Raw genomic sequence first — 21,941 nt, 5'->3', positions numbered from 1 at the left:
GCAGATTATACAATGGATAATCTACCTTACTGCTGAATTAAATATTCAATTCACGTTTATCGTCTATCTTACACATTCCACTCTACAAAGTTCTTTAGCAGTTGCAAGCCAGCGGTATGGCTTTTCTCTGGATGGAACTGGGTCGCAAACAGATTGTCTTGGATGACACTGGCACAAAATGGCTGACCATAGTCGCAAATGGCAGCCACTTGTGAGGGATTGGCAGGCTCGCAATAATAGCTGTGCACAAAGTAAAAATGCGCGTTGTCTTGAATACCATTCCACAATGGATGATCAAAATCCATACCGCTGATGGTATTCCAGCCCATGTGCGGTACTTTGATGGTTGCGCCTTGCTTGTCTTTCCACGTAGGGTCAAAGGCTTCTACCGTGCCTTTTAAGATGCCAAGACAGTCTGTACCGCCATTTTCAACTGACTGCTCAAACAACGCCTGCATGCCTATACAGATGGCCATGACGGGCTTATTAAATATCGCCTGACGTATGACATCATCAATGCCAGCATCATGCATGCCAGCGATACAGTCGCGCATAGCACCGACACCAGGGAAGACGATCTTGTCTGCCGCAGCAACGACTTTGGGGTCATTGGTGATAGAGACTTCTGCCCCGACCACTGACAATGCTTTACTGGCGGAATGCAAATTACCCATACCATAATCTAATAGTGCAATTTTGGTCATCGATTGGTTCTCATTTTTAAATATTTTGACTACTGTACTATTTGTATCGTTAGCCATTTATATTGTTGGCTATTGCCAAGGTGTAGATAAGGTTTTGCTACAAGGAAGTCAAGCACAGGCTGTACAGCTAGTACGGCAAGCTTGACTGACCCTCTTAACTGACCTTGTAGAAGAGCCTTAAATACGCCTTAGAAAGCCTCTTTGGTCGATGGCAAGGTATTCAACGCACGCTCGTCATATTCACAAGCCATGCGCAGTGCACGAGCAAAAGCCTTAAAGGTCGACTCAATTTGGTGATGGCTGTTTTTACCTTTGAGATTGTCCAAATGCACGGTCATCCACGAGTGGTTGACGAAGCCATAGAAAAACTCACTGAACAAATCAACATCGAAACGGCCGACGTGCGAGCGGGTAAAAGGGATATCCATGTGTAGACCAGGGCGACCTGATAGATCGACAACAGCGCGAGTCAACGCTTCATCGAGTGGCGCATAAAAATGCCCGTAGCGACGGATGCCTTTTTTGTCACCCAATGCTTTGTTAAATGCTTGACCAAGCGTAATACCAGTGTCTTCGACGCTATGGTGGTCGTCGATAAAGGTATCGCCGTTGCATTTGATGTCCAAATCAAACAAACCGTGACGCTTGATTTGATCAATCATATGATCCAAAAAAGGTACGCCAGTGTCTACCGTGCCTTGACCAGTCCCATCCAGATTGACGGTACAAGTGATTTGCGTTTCAGCAGTGATACGCTCAACGGTGGCGATACGCTCAGGGCGACCGTGTAAGTTTGCATTTTTTGGTGCATTTTGCTCAGTTGCATTGGCTGTCATGGCTACTCTCTATCAGTTTTTTATCAGTGAAAAGCGGTCAATAAAATAGGACGAAAACACGCCCGAGTCTTTAAATAAGTAAATGATGAAAAATTTAAAAAATCTATCAATGTTTACGTATGATATGAATAATATTAGGGTTTATGCCTACTAGGGCGTGTCCTCACTTTAAAAATGGTGATAAAAATGAGATAAATTGCAGTCAAACAAGGAAAATAGCGCAGATAATATCGAGATATTAGTCAGTTATTTGACGCCGTTTGGCAAGATTTAGCCATTTTTAACCCATTTAGATGACTATCGATTGAATTGAGGACACGCCCTAGGCATTGTCTGTCTTCATCATAGCAAAACCTAACATTTACTGCTATGTCCAAGCGGTAAACCACGCACAAAATTACCTCATTCTGCTAAAATAGTGTGTTCAGTATTACCAATCATGACGCACGCTAATGCTATAACACGACAATTTTCGACATCACACTCTATGACATTATGATGTCTCACATCATAGAAACCCTCTGTTTATAGGAACTGCTATGCCTTTAGAAGCGATCGCCATCAATAGTTTGGATGCACCACTGATTAAAAAACCTGCACGCGATAATGAACTCTCTGAGCGCTTGCATGCCTTATACGATAGCGATGATACTCAGCCCAGTGGCGCCGATGTACTCAGTCTCGTTGAGCAAGGTTTTAAACGTGGACAAATTCTATACGTCGGTATGTTCAATGACAAGCCGATCGCTGCAGTTGCCTGTTTTGATGATGGTCAGACCAATGCCAAGCGTTTGCAATATCTAACGGTGCATGAACAGAACCGCGGCCGTGCTATAGATGCCAAGTTCATTAAACTGGTCTATGATGCCGAAGTAAAAAAAGGCGTGCGTGAGTTTGTGCCTGCAGATACGGATATTCATCGTATTATGAGCGAGTATGAGCTACTGCGTGTCAAAGACTAAACTGAGACGAGAATGTTTAATTTTGACTATTTACCGTCTTTTATCAGATATAATGCAAAAATTACTTGACAGCAGTGCGTATATTTAGTTTAATAGCGCCTCAACGAAGACGGCTCGATAGCTCAGTCGGTAGAGCAACGGATTGAAAATCCGTGTGTCGGCAGTTCGAACCTGCCTCGAGCCACCATCTCGTTTAAGAATTCTAAAAAGCCCCAAACATTTATGTTTGGGGCTTTTTTTATGTTTGGCTTTTTATGTTTAGGTAGCATGCTTAGGTGTATTTAAGATCACTGTTGTATAGTCGATTCAATTTAAAAGTAGTACAAGGCAATCGAGTGTAGATGTATATTAAATACTTCGAGCAAGGTTAACGCAGTAATATTTTTATAGTGGAATGACTATAAGCGCTTTCTTACTTATCACAAACGCTTTCTTAATAATAACTCACAACGCTCACGCGAGTCCAAATCATAAACCGTCGCACGGTAATCAATACCATGACGTCCTTCGAAAAATATCACCCGATCGCCCACTGCTAAGAAACAAGATGTGCGCGCATCATAAATAAATCCATCAATCACAAATGCCAAATCACGATCTATCTCGCGTACCGTGTATGTCTCCCCCTTTGGAATCAAACCCTCAAACCAAGCGCTATGAGCTGCACTAGAGATTAGCATGCTTATCAGTACCGCTGACATCATGAAAATATTTTGTGATAACCGCATAAAACGTGAATACGTAGTCGTTATTTTATTCATGATGATTAGCTTCCTGATAAGTAATATCTTCAACCCGCGATAGTATTGAAGCGGTTTTATAATAGACAGACTATAACGCTGACAGTCACAGCTGAACAACATTTATAGGCTGTTTTTTCAACAGTCCGGCTCAGTATACTAGGACATGTTAAATACCGATATCCTTAGCAGGTAACGTTATGAGAGAGTTTGATTACGACTTAGACTACCAAAACCTAGATTTGCGCGCGCAGCCCGAGCTGTATCGTGTTGGTCGTGGTGAGCAAGGCGTTTTATTGGTTGAACCATACAAATCAGAAATACTACCACACTGGCGCTTTGCCGATCCTAAAATTGCGACCGAGAGTAGTGACACTATTTATCAGATGTTCTTAGATTATTTGGCTAACGATGACTTTGTCGGTGCGGATATGGCACGCAAATTTATTCAAATGGGCTATACCCGTGCCCGCCGCTATGCCAATCATAAAGGTGGCAAAAAATATAAAGGTGCTGTCCCTGATGATAAAAAAGGCCAAAGCGGTGCGCATGGGCGTGAAGAGTTACCACGGCAAGAAGAAGACCCTATCAAAGCAGAATCTGCACGCATATTTAAACAAAAATGGGATGAGTGTCGTGAGAATCAAGATTATTTAAGAATGAAAAAAGAACATCGTGAACGTTATAAAGATGTCGAATGATTGCTTCTGTTCATTCGGGTCTGCTAAACATTTAAAAATGTGAATTCTGTAGCCTTAAAATACGACTATGCTAAGGTATGGCATTAAGCGTAATGTAACCCACATAACAAATACAACTGTTTCAAATAGCGAGGAATAATGGATAAGCAACTTTTGATTTTTGATTTTGACGGAACACTCATTGATAGTGTGCCCGATTTAGCTGATGCGACCAACGCTATGCTAACCATGCTGGGCAAAAAGACCTACCCTATCGAAACGATACGCAACTGGATAGGCAATGGCTCAAGATTATTGGTCGAGCGCGCGCTAGTGGGTAAGGTAAAAGTGCTAGAAAACGAGTTAACGCAAGAAGAAGGCGATCACGCAGAGCAAATATTTTTTGATGCTTATAAAAACCTCAGTGGCAGCAAAACCGTCGCTTACCCAGATGTCGATAGCGGACTGAAAAAACTGAAAGATGCAGGGTATACACTGGCATTAGTAACCAATAAACCCATTCTTTTTGTACCGAAGATATTACAGTCATTTGGCTGGCATGACTTATTCAGCGAGGTATTAGGCGGTGATAGCCTCTCGACTAAAAAACCTGATCCGGCACCGCTATTGCATGTCTGTGAAGCGTTGAACGTCGCTCCAGAACAAGCCGTTATGATTGGTGATTCTAGAAACGATATCTTAGCCGGACAAAACGCCAATATGGACACGATTGGACTGTCTTATGGCTATAACTATGGACAAGATATTCGTGAGTTGAATCCGACCGAAGCATTTGATGGTTTCGCTGATTTGGTGACTTGGATTATGAGAGACAAGGCTTAACCCATACTTCACCTCTCATGCGTCATATCTATAGTATAGTAATAAGATAGTTGTGAACACTGGCTTAGATAAGTACGATTATTTGCTACGATAACTGAGTGCCTCAGATACATGGACACTCGTTATATCTACACTATTAGAAAGGTCTGCGATAGTACGCGCTACTCGTAATACTCTATGATAGCCACGCGCGGATAAATTCAGACGCTGCTGAGCAAGTTGTAATAGCTGCTGCTCACTCTCTCCTAGTTGGATATATTTGTCAATCTCGCTAGGACTTAGCTCATTATTGACCTTTTGCTGTCGCTGCATCTGATGCTTATGAGCGGCAATGACTCGAACCCGCACTTGTTCAGAGCTTTCTCCAGCCTGAGCATTTTGCAAGTCGGCAATCGGTAAAGCGGGCACAGTGATATGCAAATCAATGCGATCTAATAGCGGTCCTGATAGCTTGTCTTGATAGCGTTTGATTTGCTCGGGTCGACAGCGGCAACGCCCTGATGTATCGCCATCATAACCACATGGACAGGGATTCATCGCTGCGACTAATTGGAAGTTGGCAGGAAAGGTCATTTGTGAGTTAGCACGGCTAATGGTTATCTGCTTGGCTTCCAATGGTTGACGCAATACCTCTAACACCGTACGATCAAACTCTGGCAATTCATCAAGGAATAACACACCTTTATTCGCAAGGGTAATCTCACCAGGTTTCGGGCGTGAGCCACCACCAACCAGTGCCACGGCTGATATCGTATGATGAACTTGCCTGAACGGTCGTGTGCCATAGTCATAATCGCTGTCTGCGACTGAATAAGTACTGGCTACTTCTAACGCATCTTCGTCACTAAGGTCAGGTAAAATAGTCGGTAGACGCGATGCCATTAGTGTCTTGCCTGAACCGGGCGGCCCTGTAAATAATATCGAGTGCCCACCTGCTGCGGCTATTTCCAGTGCACGCCTTGCATGATGCTGACCTTTGACATCAGCCAAGTCCACTTGATAACCAACATGCTGCGGTGCTGGGCTGGGTGTGACGACTGTCAAAGACTCATTGGGTATGCTTGGATTCGCTAGCGACTGTAGGTGGTCGCAAACGGCTTTGAGACTTTGCGCACCTAATACCTCTACTCCCTCGACACGGCTGGCTTCTGCTCCATTATCTATTGGCACGATTAATTTGACTGATGTTAACTCTGCTGCTGGCTGCTGCTCATCTAGTCGTCGCTCATTACTACTCGATGACTTCACAGCCAATCGCTCCGCTTTAATTGCTCTAGCCACTGCCAAGCTACCTGTCACTTGCCGCAGATTTCCGTTTAGCGCTAGTTCACCGATGAACTCAAACCCTGATAACACTTCTGGATCGAGCTGATCACTGGCTGCCAAGATACCGATAGCAATCGGTAAATCTAGCCTTGCGCCATCTTTGGGCAAATCAGCAGGGGCCAAATTGATAGTGAGACGGCGATTGGGAAACTGAAATCCAGAATTCAATATCGCAGAACGGACTCTGTCTTTACTCTCACGTACCGCGGCTTCTGGTAGACCGACAATGGTCAATGCAGGCAAACCTTGCGACAAGTGCACCTCAATAATGACCTTTGGTGCGTGCAGACCGACGACTGAACGGGTATAGACTTGAGCAAACGACATAAGTGTTTCCTGATAGAGAGGCTCTCTCGATAATAGAGGATTACACATAGGTACGCAAATGTCGTGTTTTGAGTCATGAGCGCCAATAATTAATGAGCCAGTTATTATCTAATGATACCTGTACGTTTTATCTAAAAGACCTATTCATTCACCCCACTACTAACAAGGATTTGTTATACTAGCCACTGTCTATTTAGACATAAATATTGCTAGAAAGGTGGTCATAAACGAACGGTTTCAATTGCTATCCTTGAACCCCATAAATCCTAGCAATGTATATGGTCAAAACGAGGAATATCGCATGACAGAACATTCAGAACAAAACAATTCTAACAGTGCTGACCATATCGAGCAGCCTTACAATCGTGCCGGAGATCAGCCGACCACGACACGTCCTGTCATGCAACCAGACAACCCTTATGCCAGTACGCGTGGCAGTATTACGAGCAAACATCTACCTGCTTTTGATGAAGCTATTATCAATAAATACAATCGTTCCGGACCACGATATACCTCTTATCCAACGGCTTTAGAGTTCACGCCAATCGCTGACAGTCTTGAGACCAAAATTCTGCAGAACCGTGAAGCACGTGCACCACTGTCTCTATATTTTCATATTCCGTTCTGTCGTCACCTTTGCTACTACTGTGCTTGCAATAAAATTATCACTAAAAAGAATAGCGACTCAGGCGATTATTTACAGTACTTAATTGCCGAAATTAAGCACAAGCGTCGCTTATTATCGGCGCCTGAAGGTAGCAGCAAGCCGTTGGTCAAGCAGCTACATTTGGGCGGTGGTACACCCACATTTTTGCGTGACGAAGAGATGGTTCAGCTGTGGGAATTTTTACAAACTCAGTTTGAATTTTTGCCCGAAGATGAAGGTGATTACTCTATTGAGATTGACCCACGCGAGCTGAGTGAAGATACGCTAAAAGTTTTGCGTAACCTTGGGTTTAACCGTATCAGCTTAGGTGTGCAAGATTTAGATGAAACCGTACAAATCGCTGTCAATCGTGTGCATTCCGCAGAATTGATTGAGAACGTCCTCAACGAGGCGCGTGAACTTGGCTTTCACTCTATTAACATCGACTTGATTTATGGCTTACCACATCAAACGCCTGATACCTTTAACCAAACGGTACAGCGCATCATAGAGATGTCACCAGATCGTCTGTCAGTATTTAACTACGCGCATCTGCCTGAGCGTTTTAAAGCGCAGCGTCAGATCAAAGATGAAGACCTACCAAATCCAGCAGCGAAGCTTACAATGCTTGGCAATACTATCAATATGTTGAGCGAAGCGGGCTATCAATATATCGGTATTGACCATTTCGCCAAGCCTGATGATGAACTCGCTGTCGCACAGCGCGAGGGCAAATTACATCGTAACTTCCAAGGTTATACCATCATGGGTGACTGCGACCTATTAGGATTCGGTGTTTCTTCTATCAGTCAGATTGCCAATGCCAGTACCCGCTATATCCTACAGAATGATACGGATCTGCAAGCCTATCAAGCCAATATTGATATGGCAAAAATCAATCCTACTGTCATGCCAGCGGTAAAAGTAATCAAGACGTCGATTAAAGATCGTCTGCGTGAATATGTCATTATGAACTTGCTCTGTCATGACTATGTTGATTTTAAAGATGTGAATCAGAAATTCGGTATCGATGCTATTACTTATTTTATTGATGAAATAGCACAGCTCGGTGCCATGCAAGACGATAGACTCATCGATATGGATGCGGCTGGTATTCGTGTTTTACCACGTGGACGCTTATTGGGTCGAAACGTTGCGATGGTCTTTGATGAATATCTGGAAACAAAACATAAAGATCGTTTTTCGAAAGTGATTTAAAGCAACTTTAAAAAATAACTTTAGAAAGCAACTCTGAGTTTATAGCGCAAAAAAGACCTCGCTTGAGGTCTTTTTTTATCTGAAATAATAGTTACTACACTTTTAACTTATCACCCACCATACCTTTTACGGTACTTAAAATATCAGCAGGTAACACCACCATTTTTGAGTTATCAGATTCAGCCAGTTCACGGATTGCCTTGATATACTGCTCACCAAGTAAGTAAACAATCGGCATCTCTTCTGTGCCCATGGCGTTGGTAATCAAACGAATCGACTCTTCTGAGCCTCTCGCTAGCACTACCTGCGCTTCAGCATCACGGCGTGAGGCCTCGAGACGCCCATCGGCTTCTAGGATAGCCGCTTGCTTTTGACCATCAGCACGCGTCACTGTGGCACGACGTAGACGCTCTGCCGCCGCCTGCTCTTCCATTGACGCTTGCATAGTTTGCGATGGGTTAATATCTTGAATTTCTACCGTCTTCAGCGTGATGCCCCAATCAGCGATATCTTCTGAGATTGCATGCTTTAGCTTCATCTTGATTTCGTCGCGACTCGACAAGGCACTATCCAGATCCATCTCACCGATGATTGAGCGTAATGAGGTCTGTACCAGATTGCGAATACCATATTCATAATCTTCGATGCCATATACTGCTTTGTCAGGGCGTACGATATTAATGTAAGCCACTGCATTGGCGATAATCACCACGTTGTCTCGAGTAATGACTTCCTGTGATGGAATATCAAGCACGATGTCTTTAGTCGTCACTTTATAGGCGACATCATCGACGAAAGGAATAATCAGATTTAACCCAGGCTCTAGCGTTTGGCTATATTTCCCCAAGCGCTGCACCACCCATTTGTAGCCTTGCGGTACGATGCGAACACCCTTAAACACTGTAAACACCACCAGTGCCACCAAGACCAACATGACAATACTAAAGCTTCCCATAACCCACCCCTATTATTATATTTGTTTACTATTATTCATCGCTGCCTGCGATTTCATACTGCTCACAATCAACTCGTTGCCGACGATATCGGTCACGACCACTCTATCACCGACTGCTACTTGTTCCCCTCTCGTGCGGCATACCCACTCAGCAGCACCAACAATAGGTACACTAAATCTGACGGTACCTGCCCTATCTGGCTGCGGCTGTACGATAATCATGCCAGTTTCGCCAACGATAACGCTGCCACCCAAACCTGCTTTGGTACGGTCTATCGATAACGGCTTAATGAATTTGAACCATGCCAACAGAAATATAGCCGATAACACCAACCAAATAATCACTTGAACAAAGACTGAAATCGGCAATAACCATGAAAGGGCTGCAACAATGATAGCAGCAGCACCAAACCATAGGCTTGCAAATGTGGGCACAAACATCTCAACAATCAGCAATATAAAGCCTAAAACGAGCCAATGCCAAGGTTCAATCATCCAAAGTATGTCCATCGCTGCGATACCTCTTATCTTTGATATTCTAACTTTCAATGTAACACACTTTTAGTATTCATAACTTCTTAAAAATCATCAATCTATGATGTTCACAGCTTAATAAACATGAGAGAAGTTATAAAAATTTAACGCAAAAAAACGCACCCCAAAGGATGCGTTTTTTATTTCTTTGCAAGCCAATTAGAACTTAAAGTGCGCGCCTAAGCTGAAACCACCAACATCCAAATCGTCAACTTCAGGATAGATGTTATACATAGCTTCAAAAGAAGCCGTAGGAGTAAGGTTATAACCCAAACCTAAACCACCTGCAATACCAGTATCGGAAAAACTAGAGCTATCATTTTCGCTAGAATCTTCTTTATCTGTGTAATCCACATCAATTTCATTTTTTGCGATACCTAAACGACCTTTAGCATACAGTGCCGTATTAGGGAATGCATAATCATAAGTAGCATATATACCGTAAACATCTGCGCTGTACTCATTCTTCTCAAACTCATCTTCAAAAGAATCAGCATCAGTAGTAGTCAGATACTCAGCTTCTACACCGAACGCTGGCGTGAACTTGTAACCACCGTAAACGCCATAAGACACAGCATCATCAACACCGCTTGCATCAGGGCTATACTGACCCACTTTTACACCAGCGTAAGGCTGGCCTGCATAATTCATGGCAGCTTGAGCACTCACGCTCATTAAAGAACCAACTGATAATGCGATTAAAGCTTTTTGCAAAGTATTCATATATCTTCCTATTGAATGCAAATAAAATGCAGTCTAGATGGATTAATAGAGTATACATTTTAGATGAACTATTGTTGGATGCAGGATTCTAACAGAACCGTATTTTTAATGCACTATTTTTTGGTTATTATCATGCTGTTTTTATAGCAAGCAAAAAAACGCACCCAAAAGGATGCGTTTTTTATACATTGTACAGCTAGTCAAACATTTAGAACTTGATGTTTGCACCAACAGTCATAAGATCTGTATCGCTACCCAACACGTCATATTCTGCTTCTACGTTGAAGTTAGGGTTTACTGAATAACCAAGACCTACACCACCAGCCAGACTGGTATCATGATCTGAGAAATCAGATGCGCCTGCAAAATTAGTATTTGAAGCTTCTACCTCAGTTCTTGCTACACCAAGCTTACCTTTTGCATATAGACCAGTATCTGTGAACGCATGGCGATAAGTACCATAAGCACCATAAGATTCAGCATCGATATCACCACCACGGTAATCAGCATCATCTGAACCTACATATTCAGCTTCAAGACCAAAGTTAGGATCAAAGTTATAACCAGCATAAACACCATAAGCAGTTGGATCATCAGCATTATTGATATCTAAATCAAATTGACCGACTTTAGCACCAACATACGGCTGGCCAGTATAGCCATTACCATAAGAACCAGCAGCTTGTGCGCCCATGCTTAATAAAGAACCTGCTACTACTGCCATTAGAGTTTTTTGTAGAGTTTTCATTTTATTTCCTTAAAATTACATTTTTGATTGGTATATATTATCTGTATGAGGAAAACCCATCAGATAAGCCTTCAATAAAAGGGGTTAGAAAAAATATTTAGAATTTCAATTGAGCACCAACGGTCAATAGTTTGGCATCTACATCGCTATCCATCATTGAGTATTCAGCTTCGACACCAAAATTAGGATTGACTGAATAACCAAGACCTACACCACCAGCAATACCAGTATCACTGCTAGAGTTTGAGACTTTAACCAAACCGTTGGTATAGTCGCCTTCTACTTCAGTCTTAGCCACACCTAGCTTACCTTTGGCGTACAAGCCAGTATTTGGGAACTGATAACGTGCGGTACCGTATGCGCCATAAGTTTTGGCATCAAGGTCGCCGTTTCTATAATCAGCGTCATCTGAGCCGACATATTCAGCTTCAACACCGAAAGTAGAATCGAAGTTGTAACCACCATAGACACCATAAGCGGTAGGATCATCTGCGTTATCAATGTCTAAATCAAACTGACCGACTTTGGCACCGATATACGGTTGACCAGTGTAGCCGTTGCTATAGGACGTTGCGGCTTGTGCGCCCATACTTAATAAAGAACCCGCTGCTAGCGTGATTAGAGTTTTTTGTAGAATTTTCATTATTAGCTCCTTAACATCCATTTAAACAAACAAGTTATCTATTTATTTATGCTGGCTCTTATAGCCCTATCGTCTTGCTTGCTACGATGAATGTAATAGTAACAAACTATTTCAGACACTCTGTCAGTGTTTAATAGTATGAGAGTTAAGATTTGCAAGTTTTCATCAGCGAGTGGGTTACAAAGGCCAAGATATGAAACCTTTTGTTACAACCAGCCTATTTATGCAATAATCCCTACTCATTTCACGCTCTTCCTACTAAAAAACCAAGATTGAAATGCCTTAAATACTGTCAAATAACAAAAATGAAGGAAGAAAGAATGACTAATCTCATCACTGATCGTCTACAAGTAGCGCTCGAAGACCTCAAAGCAAATCAACAATATCGTCAACTGCCAAACCTGCAACATAAGGGGCAGTACGTTATGAGCGAGGGTAAAGCTTTGCTCAACATTGCAAGTAATGACTATCTCGGCTTGGGCGGTGATATCGAGCTGCAAACTGAGTTTCTCAATCAAATAAAACAGCTACCTACTGCACAGACCCCTAAAATGAGTGCAACCTCTTCACGGCTCCTCACAGGCAATGATATACAGTTGCAAGCATTAGAAGCTGAATTACAAAGCTGGTATCAGAATGCTGTAAATCAACAAACCACTGCTACTGAAAAATCTGTACTGGTGCTAAATAGTGGCTATCATGCCAATCTTGGTATCTTACCAGCACTGACCACTTTGCCAGTCAAGACACTTATTTTGGCTGACAAGCTGGTACATGCCAGTATTATCGATGGGTTGCGTCTGAGCCAAAGCAAACTTGTCACCTATCGTCGTTACCGTCACAACGATTACGAGCATTTGGCCAGATTTATTGAGCAAGCAGATGAAACGGTTGAGCGCATCATTATTATCACTGAGAGTATTTTTAGTATGGATGGTGACCGCGCCGACTTACCTCAGCTGGTGCAATTAAAAGCAAATGACACTCGTATTGAGCTATATGTCGATGAGGCGCATGCCATTGGCGTGCTTGGCGATACAGGTCTAGGATTGGCGGAAGAAACCCACACATTGGCTGAGATTGATTATTTGGTGGGGACATTTGGGAAAGCCTTCGCTTCAGTTGGCGCTTATATCATGTGTGATGAGGTCGTCAAACAATGGCTGATTAATACGATGCGCCCACTAATTTTTAGTACGGCACTGCCCCCTATCAATCATGCTTGGACACGCTTTATCTTAGCCAAAATGCCGCAGTTAACTGAGCAACGTATGCATTTAGCGCAATTGTCTATCACACTTAGCCAGGCTATCGACCCACAACACCGTGTGTCATCTACTGCTCAACATACCAGTTATGACTCTCCTATCATTCCTTATATATTGGGCGATAATGCACGTGCGCTTGCGAAAGCACAGCAGTTACAAGCAGCAGGGTTCTACGCCTTGCCTATTAGACCACCCACTGTTCCTGAAAACACTGCTCGTATTCGCTTAGTCATGAATGCCAAGCTGACCAATGAAGACTGCGAACGGCTAATACAACAGTTATAATTCTACTCTCTAGCAGGAACGATGGTCCTACTATAGTCGATTCAATTTAAAAGTAGTACAAGGCAACCGAACGTAGATGTATATTTAATACTTCAAGCGAGGTTAACGCAGTAATATTTTTATAATGGAATGACTATATCGATTGATAACTGGCTCAATTGGATGTAATACGCTCTATGAAAACACTCGACACACCTGATGACCTCAGCGCTAGAAAACAAAACATCGCTCGTCATTTTGCGAGTGCTGGTGACTATGACCAACATGCCAATATCCAGCAGCAGGTCTGTCAATACTTACTCGCTAATATTGCTCAGACCAAGCAAAGCAGTGTGCTAGAAGTGGGTGCAGGCACAGGTCAAATGACGCGCCTACTCGCTGAGCATATCCGAAGCCAGCACTGGGTCATCAATGAGTTATGTAGTGAGCAAGCTGCTACATTGCAATCCATACTACCAATTGCTGACATCGTCATTGGTGATGCTGAGACCATAGACTTAGAGTCAAATCATAGTTTAATCGTCAGTGCTAATGCAGTGCAGTGGTTTGATGATCCATTGAGTTTTGTCACGCAGTCAGCACGCCGACTACAAGCTGGAGGGCAACTGATATTCAGTACCTTTACCCCAAATAACTTTTTGCAAATTAAGACGCTAACCGGTCAAGGACTTTACTATCCAGATATCGACGAATGGCAATCAGCATTGGTTGATGCAGGTTTTGAGAATATCGAACTCTCAACTCAGCGCTTTGATCTACCCTTCCCTACCCCCTACGCTATCCTAAAACATATGAAGCTGACTGGCGTATCGACCAATCAGACACAAGTACAATCAGATAACACCCAGACCTTTATGTGGACAAAGTCACGTCTAAAACAATTTGAATCAGACTACTGGCAACACTTCTCAGCACAAGATGAAGCAGGACAGCCTTGTGTCAACTTAACGTATGAGGTGCTGACAGTGAGTGCGTTTAAACCTTAATCACGCAGTATATGACAAGAATAGTAGATAATAGGAATCACAGTTAGTAAAAATAATAGCCATAAAAAAACGCACCCCGAAGGATGCGTTTTTTAGTTTAACGAATGATCGATTCTACCATTTTCAAAAACTTGAGTAGCAAGGAAAACGAGCGTAAGTACTACATTGAGTAGACTAAGCGAGTTTGACGCAGCTAATCGCGTTTTTGAATTTGGTATTATTTCTTATCTTCGTCTACTTCAGTGAACTCAGCATCAACAACGTCGTCATCGGCTTGGCTGCTATCTGCTGCGCCGTCAGCACCTTGTTGGAACTGGCTTGGATCCATACCTTCTGCGCCAGCGCCGGCATCAGCATAAATCTTCTGGCTAACTGGTAAGAAAGCATTATCTAACGCTTCAAGCTTGGCTTTGATGTCATCATGATCATCTTCTTTCGCCGCAGCTTCAAGCTCAGTGATAGCGGTCTCAACTGAAGATTTTTCTTCATCAGACACTTTATCTGCTGCTTCTTTTAGTGCTTTTTGTACGGCATGAATGCGGCCATCTGCTTCATTACGTACTTGCGCTAGGTTAGCGAATTTCTCATCTTCAGCAGCATTTGCTTCTGCATCACGAACCATTTGTTCAACTTCTTCGTCCGACAAGCCAGAATCCGCTTTAATTTGGATGCTTTGTGCTTTACCAGTACCTTTATCAGTTGCTGAGATGTTCATGATACCGTCAGCATTGATGTCAAAAGTTACTTCGATCTGTGGCAGACCACGTGGTGCTGGTGGAATATCAGTCAAATCGAAACGACCAAGCTGTTTGTTTTGATTAGCGATTTTACGCTCGCCTTGATATACCTGAATCGTTACGGCTGGCTGGTTGTCTTCAGCCGTTGAGAACACCTGTGATTTCTTGGTAGGAATCATCGTGTTTTTCTCGATAACTGGCGTCATTACACCACCCATCGTTTCGATACCTAGTGTCAGTGGCGTCACATCAAGTAGCAATACGTCAGTTTTGTCACCAGACAATACAGCACCTTGAATAGCTGCACCAGCTGCTACCGCTTCATCAGGGTTCACGTCTTTACGTGGCTCTTGACCGAAGAATTCTTGTACTTTTTGCTGTACTAGTGGCATACGAGTCTGACCACCAACTAGGATAACGTCATCGATATCACCAATTTTTAGACCAGCATCTTCAAGAGCAATCTTACAAGGGCCCATAGTACGTTGTACTAGTTCTTCCGTTAGGCTTTCTAATTTTGAGCGGCTGATAGTAACAACCAAATGCTTAGGACCACTGCTATCGGCAGTAATATAAGGCAGGTTCACTTCAGTGCTTTGAGCACTTGATAGCTCAATTTTTGCTTTTTCTGCTGCTTCTTTTAGACGCTGCATCGCAAGAGAGTCACCTTTTAGGTTAACGTCTTGGTCTTTTTTGAACTCGTCGACTAAGAAGTCAATCAATGCTGAGTCAAAGTCTTCGCCACCAAGGAAAGTATCACCGTTGGTTGCAAGTACTTCAAATTGCTGCTCGCCATCAACGTCAGCGATTTCGATGATTGATACGTCAAAAGTACCACCACCCAAGTCATATACAGCAACAGTGCTATCGCCTTGCTTCTTGTCCATACCGTAGGCAAGAGCAGCAGCAGTTGGCTCGTTGATGATACGTTTTACATCAAGACCAGCGATTTTACCTGCATCTTTAGTTGCTTGACGCTGTGAGTCATTGAAGTAAGCAGGTACAGTTACAACTGCTTCAGTCACGCTTTCACCAAGATAGTCTTCTGCTGTTTTTTTCATTTTTTTCAAGATTTCAGCAGAAACCTGTGGTGGCGCTAATTTTTTGCCGTTGATTTCTACCCATGCATCACCGTTATCTGCTTTAGCGATTTTGTAAGGCACCATACCGATGTCTTTTTGCACGACTTTGTCATCAAAACGACGACCGATCAAACGCTTGATTGCAAACAACGTGTTGTTTGGGTTCGTTACCGCTTGACGCTTAGCTGACTGACCAACGAGAATTTCGTCATCTTTGTAAGCGACGATTGATGGTGTTGTACGAGTGCCTTCAGCATTTTCGATGACTTTAACTTTGTCACCTTCCATTACTGCTACACATGAGTTCGTTGTACCTAAATCAATACCAATTACTTTACCCATAATCAAATGCTCCTAATTTATTTTCAATATAAATACTTATATGTTCAGACCATAGTCGGTCACTTGTTGCTATATATCGGTTTACTTATTAATTTTTTCAAGTCAAAAGCCACGCAAAAATTGCCTTTTATGTGACTTTTTGTGAAAACCCTTACTAATAATGAGGTTTAGCACAATTAAAGACTGATTGTTTGCTGCTTATATAATGAAGTCGTAACTTCAAACACTACTGCTTCAAACACTATCAGCTTAAATACTATTGACCGACCCGTACCATTGCTGGACGTAACAGACGACCATTCAAGCTATAGCCTTTTTGTAGTACGGTTCCAACGGTATCAGCTTCAGCGTCTGCATCAATACCAACGGCTTCATGAAAATCAGCGTTAAATTTTTCGCCCTGTGGATCAACTGCTTCTACGCCGTTTTTAGTGAGTAATGCTAATAGCGCTTTATGCGTCAATTGCACACCTTCAGCTACTGGATCGTTGGCGTTGGCATTTTCCATGGCACGCTCTAAGTTATCGACGATATCTAACAGCTCTTTAGCAAATTTTTGTAGAGCGAATTTTTTGCTCTTATCAGCTTCTTGCTCCATGCGTTTTTGTGCATTGTAAGCTTCTGCATTAGCACGAGCAGTGGTTTCTTTGGCTTGCTTAACTTCGCCTTCTAACTCAGCGATACGCGCTTTAAAAGTATCAAGATCGATATCGTTTTCGATAGTCATCTCTTCGCCTGAATTATTTTGTGGATCAAACTCTTTCATCGTTTCTTCTAAAATACTGTCAGTATGGCCGATGTTGTCATGCACCACAGTTTGCTCAGCAGATTCGTGATTGGTATTTTGCTCGCTCATGATAGCTCCTTAGAATGTAATAATGACGATTCATATAGGATGCAATAGATAGGCTCATCGCCAGTCATACTGCGACCTTATTAGATACTTAAAATATTTTGCTCATTGTTTTTATTAATGCGCTTTACTAGCTGCTTGATAAAGGTGATGAGGATAAATTTCAAGCCTAAAACCAAGGATTTTTTACTTTAGGGTAAAGAATTACTAACTATTACCTTTAATAAGCATCTTTAGCGCCCTAACTCATGAACTATTAATGGCACTCTAGATGGTATTACACAAGCAGTAGTACTAATATTTTTGACATATAACTTGGCCGATGATAGTAATTCTAGCCACTTCTTTAACCCTGTGAGGAACCTTATGCCCATGCTAACGTTACCTGTATCACGCTACCGTAGACACGCCTTGCACTATACGTTAAAGAGCTTGGGCTACTTACCTACCCCTTTGTTAGAGCGCTTAAATCGGTCTCTAAATGCGCCCACCATGGCACAGTATCCACATGCTGACGGGCATTTGCGTGCCATCATCGGTGCCAATAGAAAAATGAAGCGCCCGTTAACCGTATCTCAGCTCACTCAGATGCGCAAAAAGTTTGCTGTAGATGCGGTATCCATGCAATCGCCAAACGTTTGGCAGCCGCAGCCGAGTAGCACAAGGATACAAGCTGAAAATCCGCAAGCTAAAAGCCTGCAAGCTAAGAAAACAACTAGTCAGCAAGTGCATTGGCAAGACAAAACGATTGCCAATGCCGATGGCGGAGACATGACGATACGCTGCTATAGGGCAGGAGAAAAGAGCAATCCTGATAAAGTGGTGATGCTATTTATTCATGGTGGTGGGTTTTGTATCGGTGATATCGATACGCATCATGAATTTTGCCATACCGTCTGCCAGCAAACTGGCTGGGCAGTTGCGAGTGTCGACTATCGATTGGCTCCTGAACATCCTGCTCCAACGGCCCTCAGAGATTGTTTAGCCGCTTACTTATGGCTATCAGAGCATTGTCATACGATGGGTGCGTTACCCTCTCGTATTGTTTTATCGGGAGACAGTGCAGGTGGTTGCCTTGCAACACTAGTGGCACAGCAAGTGATTTCACCTGACGAGGCACAGTGGCAGCAATTGGAGATACATAGCGTAACCGACATACAAACAGTCCAGCGCTTGCCGCATCCATTGGCGCAGCTACCGCTTTATCCTGTGATCGATATTACCGCCGAACACCCTAGTTGGGCATTGTACGGTGAAGGGCTGTTTTTAGATCATAATGATGCTGAAGTGTTTGACGCCGCTTATGTGGGGCATAGTACCATCTCGCCAGAGCATGGCTTTGTTTCGGTGGCACGTGGTAATAGCACAAACATGTGCCCAAGCTATATCGTGGCCGCAGAGCTTGATATTTTGCGCGATGAAGCACTCGATTATGCCGAACAGCTAAAAGCCAAAGGATATCTGGTCAAAGTCCACACAGTACTGGGCGCACCGCATGGCTTTATTCATTTGATGAGTATTCATAATGGTCTAAACCACGAGGTCAATCACATTATCGGTGATTTTGCTAAATGGGTATACACGCTGTGTCAGACTGCTGACTGAACGGTGATAAGCCATACCTCAGAGCGTGAACCCAATCGAAAAGGAATACCCCAAAAGCCATAGCCTGATGACACCACAAAGTGCCCAAGCCCAATGGCCTCATAACCGTACCCCAAACGGTTGATGGCTCGCACAATAAAGTTGGCGGGAAATATTTGCCCATCATGTGTGTGACCTGACACCTGTAAATCAATAGGCAACTTGCTATGTTCTATAATATCACTCGGTCTATGATCTAGTAGTATCACGGGCACAGTGGTATCTACTTGCGATAACAGCTCTGTGGTTGCGACTCGCTCACGCTTATGATTATCAAAACGCCCAATCAACCAAACTGGTTGATCTTGATGGTTAATACACAGCACATCATCATTCAATAAATGCACGCCAGCGCTGCGTAACGAGTCACTAATCGGTCGCTCATGGCCGTACAAGTCGTGATTACCTAGCGTGGCATACACACCTAAGGGCAATTGGTCGCAAAGTTTGGTTAGGTTGGTCTGCATATCATATGCTGTATAGGCGTGTGTATTGTCATCCATGATATCGCCCGGCATCAACAACATATCAGCGCGCTGCTCAACAAGTAGACGACCTAACCTGTCAATAGCACGGTTTCCAAATAAGCGACCCAAATGTAGATCACTGGCCACCGCAATACGCAATTGTCCCTGCATAGACTTATTGACATGAATGGTGCGCTTCCTTACCACTGGCACATAAGCGCTATGTAAGGCGTAAACAAATAGCCCAATAAATAAAGCAAAGGCAAATACACGAAGGCCAAAAGCGACGGTTTGTAGCTGCAGCGTAATGAGCAGACCAGTTGTGCCACCAAATACCATTGTGCTTAACAAATAACTGCCATATACCGCACCGGTAAATCCAGCGGTGAGTACTATAAAGTGCATCACTAGCATCCAACCACTCACCCATCGGTAGCTATTTGCGAGCAGTTTGCTGACGCTTAGCAGCAGTAAACCATTACTGATTATAAAAACCGTTATCATAACCGCTGTTTGTAATGCGGAGGTTGTCCAGGGCTGTAACCACCACTTTAGGCTTAGTGCAGCACCCAAGCTAAATAGTTGCAGTAAACCAATGATGACTGCAAAAAATACGTAGCGCATGGGCCTTCCTCTTTTGTTTTATCTTATTATATAATTGAACTTATGACTTTGCTGACTGTAACGTAATCATCCAAATCTCCGAACGTGTGCCTAATCTAAAAGGCACTGCTCCTATACCATAACCTGACGTCACCAAAAACTGCGTCTTCTCTATTGTTTTGGTGCCATAGTTTAGCGGTGAGAACCAATTCATCAGTATCGTTAATGGAAAAATTTGCCCACCATGAGTATGGCCTGACAGATGTAAATCCACGGGCAACGCTTTTATCTCTTCCATCATAGAAGGACGATGCTCTAAAAACACCACAGGCTTATCAGTATCAACTTGAGTCAATAACTCATCCGCTGACAACCTAGTCTGGTCGACATCATCTGAGCGCCCAACCAACCACACTGAATCATTGAGCAGCACACTCTCATTATCAAGTGCTTTGATTCCTGCTGCTTCAACAGCTTGAGCGATCTCTTCATCGTAACCTCGATAGTCATGATTGCCTAAAGTAGCATAAACCCCAAATGGCGCCTTCAACTTTGATAAATGCTCATGCATATTGGTATTGTCATAAGCAATCGTCGTGTCATGCATGATATCTCCTGCTATGACGACCACATCAGGATGTTGGGCATCGACCAAATCCACCAACTTATCTATCTGGTGGTTTCCAAACCATCTACCCCAATGAGTATCAGACACTAATGCTATGCTCATAGGCTTATTGAGCGGCTTATCTGTCGTAACCGTCAAACGGTGTACCACAGGCGAATACGCATTAAATACAGCTAGGCTGACAATAAATGCATAAGTAGTCAAGGCAAACACGCGTAATAATTTAGGGCGCGGCTGCCACTTCAAAACCTTATAAAAAATAAGTGCTAAGACAGCAACTACCACACCAGCATAGAACATAAAGCCCTGTAAGATACCGCTGACCAGATAAACGTTAAAACGCTCACCCCAAAAATCGCTTAGACCGTAAAGTAAAAAACCATTATTAACGATAAAAATACTGAGTACCAAACGCAATTTCACACTCTGGCGTTTTGGTTTGATAAACCACCAAAGCAACAGACAAGTCATGATAGAGAGCAGTTGCGTGAAACCAATAAAAAGCCACATAGTAAAACCTACTCAGATAAAAATGAGATTATCTTACGTTAAAAACAGCTTATTATTGGCACTGAGACTATATTCCATATTTTTTACACAAAGCTTTATAAGATAAAATCGTATGATTTATCGTAAGAGTCGTACAGATGACAAAGGTGAAAAGATGAATAAACGCTGGGGTTTTTGGATACTTTGGGTTTGTATTAGTGCAGTAGCAGGTTTTGTATGGGGAGTTGCATTAAATGATAATTCTTGGTTATCTATAGCTGGCATGGCATCAGGAGTTGGCTGCTTTATTATCTTCTATACATTGCTTGATGATTTTTCACGTAAAAATCAGTGGGATCGGTTTATAGCAGCATTACAGAAAGGCGTCTATATAAAGGCAGGATTACAGATTCTGAATCTGGTTACGCCTATTTTCCCTTTTATATCACCAGAGATTTTGGCAGGGGTAGCGGCTATCTATATCGTTGAACTGTTAGGGTTGGATTTTCACCAACCCTTCCTATCAAGTTTTGTCATGACGTTAATAACTGGTGCTTTACTGTCATTATGCATCGGGGTTATCAGTCTTATTATTCTTTTGGTATCAAATAAGAAAGCACATGCTATTACGACAAATGACATGTCGTAAAAATGCTTTCCGTAGAACTGTCT

General features: G+C 42.9%; 21 protein-coding genes and 1 tRNA gene. 9 read left to right on the top strand and 13 right to left on the bottom strand.

Annotation, left to right across the window (positions count from 1 at the left end):
* Window positions 1-68: 68 nt before the first annotated feature.
* A complete protein-coding gene (gene hisH, locus JMW61_RS04480; RefSeq protein WP_201549767.1) occupies window positions 69-704 on the bottom strand; it encodes an imidazole glycerol phosphate synthase subunit HisH in 636 nt (211 codons plus the stop codon).
* Window positions 705-892: 188 nt separating this feature from the next.
* Window positions 893-1,540 carry an imidazoleglycerol-phosphate dehydratase HisB gene (hisB, locus tag JMW61_RS04475; RefSeq protein WP_194196305.1) on the bottom strand — a complete coding sequence of 216 codons (648 nt, stop codon included), beginning with the start codon at window positions 1,538-1,540 and terminating at the stop codon, window positions 893-895.
* Window positions 1,541-2,079: 539 nt separating this feature from the next.
* Here hisB and JMW61_RS04470 point away from each other — a divergent pair.
* Together JMW61_RS04470 and JMW61_RS04465 are read left to right on the top strand one after the other, a co-directional pair.
* Window positions 2,080-2,502, top strand: coding sequence for a hypothetical protein (locus tag JMW61_RS04470; protein WP_201549766.1), 423 nt, complete (start codon window positions 2,080-2,082; stop codon window positions 2,500-2,502).
* 111 nt (window positions 2,503-2,613) lie between these two features.
* Window positions 2,614-2,689, top strand: a tRNA-Phe gene (locus JMW61_RS04465).
* 232 nt (window positions 2,690-2,921) lie between these two features.
* On the opposite strand, the gene JMW61_RS04460 is transcribed toward JMW61_RS04465, so the two are convergent.
* Entirely contained in the window at window positions 2,922-3,263 is a 342-nt protein-coding gene (locus JMW61_RS04460; protein WP_201549765.1) for a hypothetical protein, read from the bottom strand.
* Window positions 3,264-3,442: 179 nt separating this feature from the next.
* On the opposite strand from JMW61_RS04460, the gene JMW61_RS04455 reads away from it, so the two are divergent.
* Both JMW61_RS04455 and JMW61_RS04450 read left to right on the top strand, forming a co-directional pair.
* Window positions 3,443-3,943: a DUF4385 domain-containing protein gene (locus tag JMW61_RS04455; protein ID WP_201549764.1), complete on the top strand. Its 501-nt coding sequence runs from the start codon at window positions 3,443-3,445 to the stop codon at window positions 3,941-3,943.
* A gap of 138 nt (window positions 3,944-4,081) precedes the next feature.
* Complete coding sequence (locus tag JMW61_RS04450; RefSeq protein ID WP_201549763.1) at window positions 4,082-4,765, top strand: phosphoglycolate phosphatase; 684 nt, start codon at window positions 4,082-4,084, stop codon at window positions 4,763-4,765.
* 78 nt (window positions 4,766-4,843) lie between these two features.
* Here the strand turns inward: JMW61_RS04450 and JMW61_RS04445 are convergent, their stop codons facing one another.
* Window positions 4,844-6,418: a YifB family Mg chelatase-like AAA ATPase gene (locus JMW61_RS04445; protein ID WP_201549762.1), complete on the bottom strand. Its 1,575-nt coding sequence runs from the start codon at window positions 6,416-6,418 to the stop codon at window positions 4,844-4,846.
* A 400-nt stretch (window positions 6,419-6,818) separates the two neighbouring features.
* Between JMW61_RS04445 and hemN the strand changes: the two genes are divergently transcribed.
* Window positions 6,819-8,282: an oxygen-independent coproporphyrinogen III oxidase gene (gene hemN / locus JMW61_RS04440; RefSeq protein WP_227687414.1), complete on the top strand. Its 1,464-nt coding sequence runs from the start codon at window positions 6,819-6,821 to the stop codon at window positions 8,280-8,282.
* A 94-nt stretch (window positions 8,283-8,376) separates the two neighbouring features.
* Here the strand turns inward: hemN and JMW61_RS04435 are convergent, their stop codons facing one another.
* From JMW61_RS04435 to JMW61_RS04415, 5 genes are all read right to left on the bottom strand, one after another.
* Window positions 8,377-9,237 carry an SPFH domain-containing protein gene (locus JMW61_RS04435; RefSeq protein WP_110922177.1) on the bottom strand — a complete coding sequence of 287 codons (861 nt, stop codon included), beginning with the start codon at window positions 9,235-9,237 and terminating at the stop codon, window positions 8,377-8,379.
* Between the two features lie 15 nt (window positions 9,238-9,252).
* Window positions 9,253-9,747: an NfeD family protein gene (locus tag JMW61_RS04430; protein WP_227669182.1), complete on the bottom strand. Its 495-nt coding sequence runs from the start codon at window positions 9,745-9,747 to the stop codon at window positions 9,253-9,255.
* Between the two features lie 183 nt (window positions 9,748-9,930).
* Window positions 9,931-10,494 carry a porin family protein gene (locus tag JMW61_RS04425; protein ID WP_194196299.1) on the bottom strand — a complete coding sequence of 188 codons (564 nt, stop codon included), beginning with the start codon at window positions 10,492-10,494 and terminating at the stop codon, window positions 9,931-9,933.
* A 208-nt stretch (window positions 10,495-10,702) separates the two neighbouring features.
* Window positions 10,703-11,242 (bottom strand): porin family protein, encoded by a 540-nt coding sequence (locus tag JMW61_RS04420; RefSeq protein ID WP_201549760.1) that lies wholly within the window; start codon window positions 11,240-11,242, stop codon window positions 10,703-10,705.
* 97 nt (window positions 11,243-11,339) lie between these two features.
* Window positions 11,340-11,885: a porin family protein gene (locus tag JMW61_RS04415; RefSeq protein ID WP_110922173.1), complete on the bottom strand. Its 546-nt coding sequence runs from the start codon at window positions 11,883-11,885 to the stop codon at window positions 11,340-11,342.
* A 320-nt stretch (window positions 11,886-12,205) separates the two neighbouring features.
* Between JMW61_RS04415 and JMW61_RS04410 the strand changes: the two genes are divergently transcribed.
* Window positions 12,206-13,438 carry an 8-amino-7-oxononanoate synthase gene (locus JMW61_RS04410; protein ID WP_201549759.1) on the top strand — a complete coding sequence of 411 codons (1,233 nt, stop codon included), beginning with the start codon at window positions 12,206-12,208 and terminating at the stop codon, window positions 13,436-13,438.
* A gap of 176 nt (window positions 13,439-13,614) precedes the next feature.
* Window positions 13,615-14,424 (top strand): methyltransferase domain-containing protein, encoded by an 810-nt coding sequence (locus JMW61_RS04405; RefSeq protein ID WP_201549758.1) that lies wholly within the window; start codon window positions 13,615-13,617, stop codon window positions 14,422-14,424.
* 217 nt (window positions 14,425-14,641) lie between these two features.
* On the opposite strand, the gene dnaK is transcribed toward JMW61_RS04405, so the two are convergent.
* The gene (gene dnaK / locus JMW61_RS04400; RefSeq protein ID WP_110922170.1) at window positions 14,642-16,585 is read right to left on the bottom strand and encodes a molecular chaperone DnaK; all 1,944 of its coding nucleotides are present in this window, start codon (window positions 16,583-16,585) and stop codon (window positions 14,642-14,644) included.
* A 256-nt stretch (window positions 16,586-16,841) separates the two neighbouring features.
* The gene (gene grpE / locus JMW61_RS04395) at window positions 16,842-17,441 is read right to left on the bottom strand and encodes a nucleotide exchange factor GrpE (protein WP_197128408.1); all 600 of its coding nucleotides are present in this window, start codon (window positions 17,439-17,441) and stop codon (window positions 16,842-16,844) included.
* A 369-nt stretch (window positions 17,442-17,810) separates the two neighbouring features.
* Between grpE and JMW61_RS04390 the strand changes: the two genes are divergently transcribed.
* Window positions 17,811-19,043 (top strand): alpha/beta hydrolase, encoded by a 1,233-nt coding sequence (locus tag JMW61_RS04390; RefSeq protein ID WP_227687353.1) that lies wholly within the window; start codon window positions 17,811-17,813, stop codon window positions 19,041-19,043.
* Here JMW61_RS04390 and JMW61_RS04385 read toward each other — a convergent pair.
* Both JMW61_RS04385 and JMW61_RS04380 read right to left on the bottom strand, forming a co-directional pair.
* The gene (locus JMW61_RS04385) at window positions 19,028-20,173 is read right to left on the bottom strand and encodes a metallophosphoesterase (protein WP_201549756.1); all 1,146 of its coding nucleotides are present in this window, start codon (window positions 20,171-20,173) and stop codon (window positions 19,028-19,030) included. The genes JMW61_RS04390 and JMW61_RS04385 overlap by 16 nt on opposite strands.
* 40 nt (window positions 20,174-20,213) lie before the next feature.
* Window positions 20,214-21,290, bottom strand: coding sequence for a metallophosphoesterase (locus tag JMW61_RS04380; RefSeq protein WP_201549755.1), 1,077 nt, complete (start codon window positions 21,288-21,290; stop codon window positions 20,214-20,216).
* A 112-nt stretch (window positions 21,291-21,402) separates the two neighbouring features.
* Between JMW61_RS04380 and JMW61_RS04375 the strand changes: the two genes are divergently transcribed.
* Window positions 21,403-21,918 (top strand): hypothetical protein, encoded by a 516-nt coding sequence (locus tag JMW61_RS04375; RefSeq protein WP_201549754.1) that lies wholly within the window; start codon window positions 21,403-21,405, stop codon window positions 21,916-21,918.
* Window positions 21,919-21,941 lie beyond the last annotated feature (23 nt).

This window comes from Psychrobacter fjordensis (assembly GCF_904845995.1).
Classification (GTDB): domain Bacteria; phylum Pseudomonadota; class Gammaproteobacteria; order Pseudomonadales; family Moraxellaceae; genus Psychrobacter; species Psychrobacter fjordensis.
Note: the sequence above shows the minus strand (reverse complement) of the source record. Positions and strands in the feature narration are given on the sequence as shown.